Source organism: Ralstonia sp. 1B3, assembly GCF_036631435.1.
The window spans coordinates 82,612-92,117 of sequence record NZ_JAPNUG010000028.1 but is presented as its reverse complement, the minus strand read 5'-3'; the positions used below and the strand labels follow the sequence as shown (position 1 = coordinate 92,117).

Annotated in this window: 7 protein-coding genes, 1 tRNA gene and 5 pseudogenes; 9 read left to right on the top strand and 4 right to left on the bottom strand. The window is 62.3% G+C overall.

The features are described 5' to 3' along the window. A pseudogene (locus tag OWR21_RS08615) lies at positions 1 to 115 on the top strand (ClpXP protease specificity-enhancing factor); the annotation flags it as partial. Positions 116 to 144: 29 nt separating this feature from the next. Further along, positions 145 to 220: transfer RNA gene (locus OWR21_RS08610), tRNA-Thr, on the top strand. 67 nt (positions 221 to 287) lie between these two features. Here OWR21_RS08610 and OWR21_RS08605 read toward each other — a convergent pair. Next, on the bottom strand, positions 288 to 512 hold the full coding sequence (locus tag OWR21_RS08605; RefSeq protein ID WP_147215190.1) for a hypothetical protein: 225 nt from the start codon (positions 510 to 512) through the stop codon (positions 288 to 290). A gap of 643 nt (positions 513 to 1,155) precedes the next feature. Here OWR21_RS08605 and OWR21_RS08600 point away from each other — a divergent pair. The 7 genes and pseudogenes from OWR21_RS08600 to ettA form a co-directional block, all read left to right on the top strand. Continuing rightward, positions 1,156 to 1,350: pseudogene (locus tag OWR21_RS08600) on the top strand (carbohydrate porin); the annotation flags it as partial. Positions 1,351 to 1,574: 224 nt separating this feature from the next. Further along, entirely contained in the window at positions 1,575 to 1,781 is a 207-nt protein-coding gene (locus tag OWR21_RS08595) for a hypothetical protein (protein ID WP_332394998.1), read from the top strand. A gap of 673 nt (positions 1,782 to 2,454) precedes the next feature. Continuing rightward, positions 2,455 to 3,430: pseudogene (cyoA, locus tag OWR21_RS08590) on the top strand (ubiquinol oxidase subunit II). 9 nt (positions 3,431 to 3,439) lie between these two features. Continuing rightward, positions 3,440 to 5,418: pseudogene (cyoB, locus tag OWR21_RS08585) on the top strand (cytochrome o ubiquinol oxidase subunit I). Positions 5,419 to 5,434: 16 nt separating this feature from the next. Next, positions 5,435 to 6,075 (top strand): annotated as a pseudogene (gene cyoC, locus OWR21_RS08580) (cytochrome o ubiquinol oxidase subunit III). Then, complete coding sequence (locus tag OWR21_RS08575; RefSeq protein WP_027680202.1) at positions 6,076 to 6,444, top strand: cytochrome o ubiquinol oxidase subunit IV; 369 nt, start codon at positions 6,076 to 6,078, stop codon at positions 6,442 to 6,444. A 145-nt stretch (positions 6,445 to 6,589) separates the two neighbouring features. After that, the gene (ettA, locus tag OWR21_RS08570) at positions 6,590 to 8,257 is read left to right on the top strand and encodes an energy-dependent translational throttle protein EttA (protein ID WP_009241971.1); all 1,668 of its coding nucleotides are present in this window, start codon (positions 6,590 to 6,592) and stop codon (positions 8,255 to 8,257) included. Here the strand turns inward: ettA and OWR21_RS08565 are convergent. From OWR21_RS08565 to OWR21_RS08555, 3 genes are all read right to left on the bottom strand, one after another. Then, on the bottom strand, positions 8,254 to 8,478 hold the full coding sequence (locus OWR21_RS08565) for a CDGSH iron-sulfur domain-containing protein (RefSeq protein WP_332394997.1): 225 nt from the start codon (positions 8,476 to 8,478) through the stop codon (positions 8,254 to 8,256). The genes ettA and OWR21_RS08565 overlap by 4 nt on opposite strands. A gap of 9 nt (positions 8,479 to 8,487) precedes the next feature. Continuing rightward, entirely contained in the window at positions 8,488 to 8,976 is a 489-nt protein-coding gene (locus OWR21_RS08560; protein ID WP_147216410.1) for an aminoacyl-tRNA deacylase, read from the bottom strand. A gap of 159 nt (positions 8,977 to 9,135) precedes the next feature. Next, a complete protein-coding gene (locus OWR21_RS08555; protein ID WP_147216408.1) occupies positions 9,136 to 9,444 on the bottom strand; it encodes a hypothetical protein in 309 nt (102 codons plus the stop codon). Positions 9,445 to 9,506 lie beyond the last annotated feature (62 nt).

Here is a 9,506-nt window from a genome sequence, read left to right as displayed (position 1 = left end):
CGAATCGGCGTCTGCGCCGGTCGCTGCCGAGGAGGAAACGGGCCCGGAAGACGACCCGACGCCGCCAAATGTGCCGCGCATCGGTGGAAAGCCCGCGCTAAAAGTCGTCAAGTAACGCGTGTTAGGTTAGAATCGCGTTTCTTTGCCGGCTTAGCTCATCTGGTAGAGCAGTTGATTTGTAATCATCAGGTGGCGGGTTCGAGTCCTGCAGCCGGCACCAGCATCACGAAAACGGTCTCCCTTGCGGAGGCCGTTTTCTTTGTCGCGCCCGTTCAATTTCACGGGCTTCACCCGCGCCGAACCCAAATCACCTTGCCGCCCTGGATGCCGAGGTTGCGACGTTCTTCGCGGTAGTCCATGGTGCCGGGCAGGGCTTTGCCGTCGCGTTCGCTGATGCGCCAGAGGCAGCCGTTCAACAAGGCCGTGGCGTCCTGTTCGGATTTGCCGATCAAGGCGTCGTCGGGAATGGCGGCCGCCTGACAGGTGGCGGCTTGAGTGGTGGGCTCAGTCATCTTGGATACCCCTGCGTTTCCGGGTTGTTCCGGGCCCGGTGTTGAGCAGGCCGCCATGCCGAAGGTGGCCGCAATCGTGGTGAGAAGCGTTGCCAAGCGCGTCATAAAACCTCCGTGTGATATCGCAGTGGTGAGCGCCTCGACCAGGCGCTCGATGGTCGCAGCAGTGTACCGACGCACGCTTGCGAGATGCCTCATGCAGCGGTGTTGCCGCCGCGCAATGGGCTTCGCGAGGCCCGAGAAAACCGCTTGCCGCCATCAGCGAGACTTTGTTACTCTGCGCCCCGTCATAGCTACGGAGTTCACCTCCATGGACAGTTGTTCTAGTCGATCTTCGATCGCACATTGAACGGCTAGACAGTCTCGGCGCACCGTTTTCGCGCCTCACCACTGCCTAGCCGTATTGCACGGCGGGTAGTGGCGCTTGCGTGGGTTCTCTGCGTAAGTCCCTTCCTGAATTCGATTGTTGTATCGGGCACAGCCACGTGGCTGCGTGTGTTTGCGCGCGCCATCGCAAGGCGCGGCCGGCGTTTGCCTACGTCCGTCGCGGAAACGGGCGGGGAGGTCTCATGCTGTTCTTCTCGATGTTGCAGTACGTCTGGGTGGCAGTGCGTCCGCTGGTTGGGGTTCCTCTTCTGGGGGCGGCGGCAGCGGCGCGTTTCTTGGTGATGGCGGCTTGAACTATGGCCACGAGCGCGTGCTGGAAGTCTTCTACAGCCTCCAGATGACCGAGGCGCTGGCGATCAGTCCAGATTTTCAGCTTATTCAGAACCCGGGCTACAACCACGATCGCGGTCCGGCCAAGTTCGTGGGCGTGCGCGTCCACGCCGACTTCTAACCGTAGGAGGACCCATATGGACAGTCCGAGTCGACCTTACCCCACGTCTTTTTCCCACTAGGCGAGTCCGCCGCACGGTTGTTCCCTGCTGCTGACTTGCCGCCCTGGCAAGGCAGCGGTGTCTGCATCGCTCCTTGATCGCTTCGATTCTGCCGCCGCGTGTGTGCAACGCGTGCGGCCATTGCTGCGTGCCACGCGGATGCGCACGCGGCGAGGAGTGTGTCATGCGCAAATTCAATGTTCCCGCCCGTCGCTTTTCGGCGATCGCACTGCCGTTCAGCTCACCGTTTGTGCACCCCCGGGCCGGAGCGCCGGAGCCTGCCGGTGCCGCATCGATCACGTCGATGCGGCGTGCCGGTGACAGCGGCCAAATGCTCTCCAACCATGGTTACGCGGTAGCCGCCATCCGGCTGTCGCGCACCTACTGGTAACGCAATGGCGGGCCCGCGCGTCATGTCGCCCTGGGCGACGGCCGCATGGATGAATTCGCAGCGTGCTCGGCGACTTCGGGCCCGTCAAACGAGAATGTTTCTTATTACTAATATCAACTTGGAGCGCACATTTGGCGACAACGTCGGCTGCGCACCACTGTGGCCGATTGTCGCAGTGCAACAACATCCACTTTCGATTTGCTTACCCGCAAAGCCACGTAAACCCTAGCCCTACGGCTCGGGCATCACTTGTCAATCGACGTCGCTTTCTATTTGCCTGAGCAGATAGCGCGATCCGAAGCGCCGTCTGGCGGTAAGATCGCGCCCGCATTCCACTTCCAACCGCGCTCCCCAACGGGCGCATGACGTAGTGCCTGCTCCGACCTTTCACGCCCCCGATCTGTCGTCCGCCGCTTTGTGCGACGCGGCGGAGTTCGACCTCGCCCATGCCCGGCATGAGCGAAGTCCGCCTCGCCAACTGAGGGCGTTGGGTTCAGCTTCTCCCTGACCGGCGCCTGATGTGATCGAAGATCCGCTGCCGCACCTCAGCTGTATTCGGGGGCGCCGGTAGTTCGGTCTTCCCTCATTTCCCGCGTTTTTCCCTTGTGGCCGCTGTCTGGGCTGCTGGGCTCCCGTGATGTCCGGAAGCATCGCCGGCGCAATTGTGCAAGACATGAAGAAGACACTCGTTCCACATATGAAGCGGCTCCTCGCCGCAAGCCTCCCGCTCCTGCTGGCGGGCTGCAACCTGACGGTCCTGGACCCGAAGGGGATGATTGCGGCTGAAGAAGACGCTGATCCTGGTGGCGACCGGCCTGATGCTGCTGGTGGTCATCCCCGTGATCGTGCTGACGCTGGTGTTTGCGTGGAAGTACCGCGCCTCCAACACCAAGGCCCGCTACGAGCCGGACTGGTCGCACTCCAACGCCATCGAAGCCGTGGTGTGGCTGATCCCGTGCCTGATCATCATCGTGCTGGGCGTGATCACCTACAAGTCCACGCACGCGCTCGATCCGTACAAGCCGATCGAGTCGGATGTGAAGCCCATCACGGTCGAGGCCGTCTCGCTCGACTGGAAGTGGCTGTTCATCTATCCGGAACTGAAGATCGCGACGGTCAACCAGCTGGCGTTCCCGGCCAACACCCCGATCAACTTCAAGATCACGTCCGACACGGTGATGAACGCGTTCTTCATCCCGCAGCTCGGCAGCCAGGTGTACGCCATGGCCGGCATGCAGACCAAGCTGCACCTGATCGCGAACGAGACCGGCGTGTTCGACGGCATGTCGTCGAACTACAGCGGCTCGGGCTTCACGGGCATGAAGTTCAAGGCCACGGCCATGACGAACGAAGAGTTCGACGCCTGGGTCAAGCAGGTTCGCGCCTCGTCGCAGAACCTGACCAAGGAAGGCTACGCCGAGCTGTCCAAGCCGAGCGAGAAGGTGCCGCCGGCGGCGTATGCATCGGTCGACCCGTCGCTGTATCACAGCATCCTGCACAAATACATGGGTGACTCGGACAAGGTTCTGACGCTCGATGAGGCGCTCGAAGGCGCCAACTGCACGACGGCCACGGCTGAGGCGGCAACGCGTCCGCTGCCGGTGCAGTCCGCCCTGCCTGCGCCCAAGAGCGCGGCCAAGAATTCCTAGGAGTTGACGATGTTTGGCAAGTTGAGTCTGGAGGCCATTCCGCTGCACGAGCCCATCGTGGTCGTGACGGTGTCGGCCATTCTGCTGGGTGGCGCGGGCCTGTTCGGCCTGATCACCTATCTCAAGAAGTGGACCTACCTCTGGAATGAGTGGATCACCTCGGTCGATCACAAGAAGATCGGCGTGATGTACTGCATTCTGGCCATCGTGATGCTGCTGCGCGGCTTTGCCGACGCCATCATGATGCGCTCGCAACTGGCGGTTGCCTCGGGCGGCGGTGCCGGCTATCTGCCGCCTGAGCACTACGACCAGATCTTTACCGCGCACGGCGTGATCATGATTTTTTTCATGGCCATGCCGCTGATGACGGGCCTGATCAACCTGATCGTGCCGCTGCAGATTGGCGCGCGCGACGTGGCATTCCCGTTCCTGAACACGCTGTCGTTCTGGCTGGCGGCTGCAGGTGTGGTGCTGATCAACGTGTCGCTGGGCGTGGGTGAATTCGCTCGCACCGGCTGGCTGGCGTACCCGCCGCTGTCGGAGTTGGCCTACAGCCCGGGCGTGGGGGTCGATTACTACATCTGGGCGTTGCAGATATCGGGCCTCGGGACATTGCTGACCGGCGTGAACTTCGTCGCGACCATCTTCAAGATGCGCGCGCCGGGCATGACGCTGATGCGCATGCCGATCTTCACCTGGACCGCCCTGTGCGCCAACATCCTGATCGTGGCTGCCTTCCCGGTGCTGACCGTGGCGCTGGCACTGCTGGGTGCTGATCGCTACCTCGACATGCACTTCTTCACGAACGATGGCGGTGGTAACGCCATGCTGTACGTGAACCTGATCTGGATCTGGGGCCACCCCGAGGTGTACATCCTGATCCTGCCGGCGTTCGGCATGTTCTCGGAAATCGTCTCGACGTTCTCGCGCAAGAAGCTGTTCGGCTACACGTCGATGGTGTGGGCGACCGCCGGCATCACCGTGCTGTCGTTCCTGGTGTGGCTGCACCACTTCTTCACCATGGGCTCGGGTGCGAACGTCAACGCGTTCTTCGGTATCGCGACGATGATCATCTCGATCCCGACGGGCGTGAAGATCTTCAACTGGCTGTTTCGATGTACCGCGGCCGCGTCGAGCTGAACTCGATGATGCTGTGGACGATCGGCTTCATGATCACCTTCGTGATCGGCGGCATGACTGGCGTGCTGCTGGCTGTGCCGGGCGCCGACTTCCTGCTGCACAACAGCCTGTTCCTGATCGCTCACTTCCACAACACCATCATCGGTGGCGTGGTGTTCGGTTACCTGGCTGGTATCACGTACTGGTTCCCGAAGGCCTTCGGCTTCAAGCTGGACGAGAAGTGGGGCAAGCGCGCCTTCTGGTGCTGGTTCGTGGGCTTCTACACCGCCTTCATGCCGCTGTACGTGCTCGGCTTCATGGGCATGACGCGTCGTCTGAACCATACCGACAACCCGGCATGGCAGCCATGGCTGATCGTCGCCGTGATCGGCGCCGCGATCATCGCCTGCGGTATCGCTTCGCAGCTCATCCAGATCTTCGTGAGCATCCGCAACCGTCACGCGCTGGCAGACGTGACTGGTGATCCGTGGGGTGGCCGTACGCTGGAATGGGCGACGTCGTCGCCGCCGGCGCACTACAACTTCGCCCGCGTGCCGGTCATCCGTGACATCGACGCCTTTGCCGACATGAAGGCGCGCGGCGAGGTGCTGACGCAGGTTGCACCGAGCTACGAGAAGATCCACATGCCGAAGAACACCGGCGCCGGCTTCTTCATCGGCATGTTCTCGATCGTGATGGGCTTCGCGCTGATCTGGCACATCTGGTGGATGGCCGTGCTCGGCCTGGTCGGCATGATCGGCAGCTTCATCCTCCGCAGCAACAACGACGACATCGATTACTACGTGCCCGCTCACGAGGTTCACGAGACCGAGTCGGCCTACTTCCAACGTATCGGTTCGCAGGCTTAAACGGACTTAAACCCCCATGGCTACCAATGTTCTAGACGGTCACGCCGCGCACGGTCACGCGCACGGCCACGACCACGCGCATGACCATGCGCACCACCACGATGCCGCAGACACCAAGGTCTTCGGCTTCTGGGTGTACCTGATGAGCGACTTGATCATCTTCGCGTCGCTGTTTGCCACGTTCTGCGTCCTGCGCGGTGCGACGGCCGGCGGCCCGACGGGCAAGGAGCTTTTGACCTGTCGTACGTGGCGATCGAAACCGGCATTCTGCTGGTGTCGTCCATCACCTACGGCATGGTGATGATCAGCCTGCAGAACGGCCGCAAGGATCAAGTGATGCTGTGGCTGGGCATCACGCTGCTGCTGGGCGCAGCGTTCGTCGGCATGGAAATCAACGAGTTCCATCACCTGATCGCAGAAGGCGCGGGCCCGAGCCGCAGCGCATTCCTGTCGTCGTTCTTCCTGCTGGTCGGCACGCACGGCCTGCACGTGGCGAGTGGCATGCTGTGGATCATCGTCCTGATGTGGCAGATCAGCCGCAAAGGCCTGACCCCGACGCAATCGACCCGCCTGTCGTGCCTCAGCCTGTTCTGGCACTTCTTGGACGTGGTGTGGATCGGCGTATTTACCGTCGTGTATCTGCTGGGAGCGATGTAAATGGAACAGACCAACGCAACGACCGCCATCGCCCACGACGATGCGCACGGTCATTCGGCTGGCGGCGCCGGTCATGCCACCGTCAAGGGCTACCTGATCGGCTTCGTGCTGGCGGTGATCCTCACGGCCATCCCGTTCAAGATGGTGATGGACGGCGGCTACTCGCACCAGACGGTGCTGGTGACGGTGATGGCCCTGGCGGTTGTCCAGATCGTCGTGCACCTGATCTATTTCCTGCACCTGGACGGCTCGTCCGCCCAGCGCTGGAACGTGATGGCCTTCCTGTTCACGCTGTTGATCCTGGCGATTGTCGTTGTCGGCTCGCTGTGGGTCATGCATAACATGAACGCCAACATGATGACGATGTAACGAGGCCTGGCCCGCTGCATCGGAAGGGCGCCCCTGGTGGGCGCCTTTTCTTTGCTCGCGCGGCCGAGAGCCCTGGGCTTGCCGCGCCCCGGCTTTGTTAAACTCGCCGGATTCCCCATTTCTGCGTTTCCCCCGCAATTCCGCCATGTCACAGTACGTTTTCACCATGAACCGCGTGGGCAAGATCGTCCCGCCCAAGCGCCAGATCCTCAAGGACATCTCGCTGTCGTTTTTCCCGGGCGCCAAGATCGGTGTGCTGGGCCTGAACGGCTCGGGCAAGTCGACCGTGCTGAAGATCATGGCCGGCCTCGACAAGGACATCGAGGGCGAAGCCACGCCGATGCCCAACCTGAACATCGGCTACCTGCCGCAGGAGCCGCAGCTCGATCCCGCCAAGACGGTGCGTGAAGAGGTCGAGAGCGGCCTCGGTGAAGTGATGGATGCGCAAAAGCAGCTCGAAGCCATCTACGCGGCATACGCCGAGGAAGGTGCCGACTTCGACAAGCTCGCCGAAGAACAGGCGCGGCTGGAAGCCATCATCGCCGCTGGCTCCGGTGACAACGTCGAACTGCAGCTCGAAATCGCCGCCGACGCACTGCGCCTGCCCCCGTGGGATGCCAAGATCGAGCACCTCTCGGGCGGTGAGAAGCGCCGCGTGGCGCTCTGCAAGCTGCTGCTCTCTCGCCCCGACATGCTGCTGCTGGACGAGCCGACCAACCACCTGGATGCGGAATCGGTGGACTGGCTCGAGCAGTTCCTCACGCGCTTCCCTGGCACCGTTGTGGCCGTGACCCACGACCGTTACTTCCTCGACAACGCCGCCGAGTGGATTCTCGAACTCGACCGCGGCCACGGCATCCCCTGGAAGGGCAATTACAGCTCCTGGCTGGACCAGAAGGAGACGCGCCTGAAGCAGGAAGAGTCCAGCGAATCGGCGCGCCAAAAGGCGCTGAAGAAAGAACTGGAATGGGTGCGCCAGAACCCGAAGGGCCGCCAGGCCAAGTCGAAGGCGCGTCTGGCCCGCTTTGACGAACTGAACAGCCAGGAATATCAGAAGCGCAACGAAACGCAGGAAATCTTCATCCCGGCCGGCGAGCGTCTGGGCAATGAAGTGATCGAATTCCAGAACGTCAGCAAGAGCTATGGTGATCGCCTGCTGATCGACAACCTGAGCTTTACGATTCCGCCGGGCGCGATCGTCGGCATCATTGGCCCGAACGGCGCCGGCAAGTCGACGCTGTTCCGCATGATCACCGGCAAGGAGCAGCCGGATTCGGGCACCATCAAGATCGGCCCGACGGTCAAGCTGGCGTACGTTGACCAAAGCCGCGATGCGCTGTCCGCAGACAAGACCGTCTTCGAAGAGATCTCGAACGGCTCGGACATCCTCACGGTGGGCCGCTATGAAACGCCGTCGCGTGCCTACATCGGCCGCTTCAACTTCAAGGGCGGCGATCAGCAGAAGCACGTCGGCACGTTGTCGGGCGGTGAGCGCGGCCGCCTGCATCTGGCCAAGACGCTCATTTCTGGCGGCAACGTGCTGCTGCTCGATGAACCGTCAAACGACCTCGACGTCGAAACGCTGCGTGCGCTGGAAGATGCGCTGCTCGAGTTCGCCGGCTGTGTGATGGTGATCTCGCACGACCGCTGGTTCCTCGACCGCATTGCCACGCACATCATCGCGTTCGAAGGCGACTCGCACGTCGAATTCTTCCCGGGCAACTACCAGGAATACGAAGCCGACAAGAAGAAGCGCCTGGGCGAAGAAGGCGCCAAGCCCAAGCGCATCCGCTACAAGCCCGTTACGCGCTAAGCGGGCGCGGCGGGCGCCGGCGCGTCGAGGTTGCTGTCAAACTCGACGCGCTTGTGCGAACCGTCACAGAACGGTTTATTCAACGAGTGCCCGCAGCGGCACAACCATGCTTGGCCTTCTTCTACGGCCAACTCGCGCCCGCCCTGGGTGACGATCCGGAAGCTTCCCTTGATGTGACACGGCCCGTTGTTGCGGACCGTGACGACAACGTCCTCGGCCACGATGCGCCCTCAGAAGAGGATGCCCTGCATGCGATATGCGAAGTGGGCGGGCTTGGCGTCGCGCATCAGGGCCATGAACTGATCCATGTCCATATGCACCACGTTTTCGTGGTCGCCGGCTTCGAAGTAGACGTCGCCGTGGGTCATCAGGCTGCTGTCGATGTAGGTCGGCATGCCGTACGCCATGCCCACGGGCGGGACAGCGCCGACATCGCAGTCGCGGAAGACTTCGCGCAACTCGGATTCATCGGCCAGCGTCAGGTCCATGCGGCCCGATTCCTTTTGCAACTCGGACAGATGCAGGTGGTACGTCGACGGCAACACGGCGGCGACATAGCCGAGCTTGTCTTCTAGCAGCAGCGTCTTGGCCAGCCGGTCGCCCGGGACATGCGCAGATTGCGCGGTCTCAGTGCTGGTGTGGGTATGCGGATGGCGAATCACCTCGTACAGGCAGCCCTTGCTGCGCAGGCAGCCGTCGAGTGTGCTGGAGATCGACATGGCATCCTCCCTTGTGCTGTGCGGCCGGCGGCGGGATTGCAGGGGCCGCTACGTCAGCATAGGTCGGTTTGCAGATTGCGCAGGCATTCGAGCGCGCAAAAGCAACGGGCCGCTCAGTGAGCGGCCCGTGTGCCAATCAGCGTCTAATCGCGCGAGGCGTTAGCGGTCCCAGCCGCGGTGCCAGCCGTGATCGTGGCGCCATTCGCGCTCACGCCACTCACGACGGCGCCATTCACGCTCACGCCAGTAGTCACGATCGCGGTAATAGCCGCCATAAACGACCGGCGCGGGAGCATAGACCGGGGCCGGACGATACACCACCGGCGGCGGTGCATAGACAGGTGCCGGGGCCACATATACCGGTGCGGGCACGCCGATCGCCACGCCGACATCCACATGCGCCAGCGCCGCCGTCGAGGCGCACAGCGCGGCGCCACCCAGAACGAATGCGAGCAGTGTGCGTTTCATGATGCTTCTCCTTACGGTTGCGAGGCCGGGGCAGCGGTGCCGTCGACTTCGTGTATCAAGTT

Bases quoted from the DNA above. Each gene is read 5' to 3' on its own strand.
- ettA (WP_009241971.1), top strand. From the start codon at position 6,590: ATGTCACAGTACGTTTTCACCATGAACCGCGTGGGCAAGATCGTCCCG.
- OWR21_RS08560 (WP_147216410.1), bottom strand. From the start codon at position 8,976: ATGTCGATCTCCAGCACACTCGACGGCTGCCTGCGCAGCAAGGGCTGC.
- OWR21_RS08575 (WP_027680202.1), top strand. From the start codon at position 6,076: ATGGAACAGACCAACGCAACGACCGCCATCGCCCACGACGATGCGCAC.
- OWR21_RS08605 (WP_147215190.1), bottom strand. From the start codon at position 512: ATGACTGAGCCCACCACTCAAGCCGCCACCTGTCAGGCGGCCGCCATT.
- OWR21_RS08555 (WP_147216408.1), bottom strand. From the start codon at position 9,444: ATGAAACGCACACTGCTCGCATTCGTTCTGGGTGGCGCCGCGCTGTGC.
- OWR21_RS08595 (WP_332394998.1), top strand. From the start codon at position 1,575: ATGCGCAAATTCAATGTTCCCGCCCGTCGCTTTTCGGCGATCGCACTG.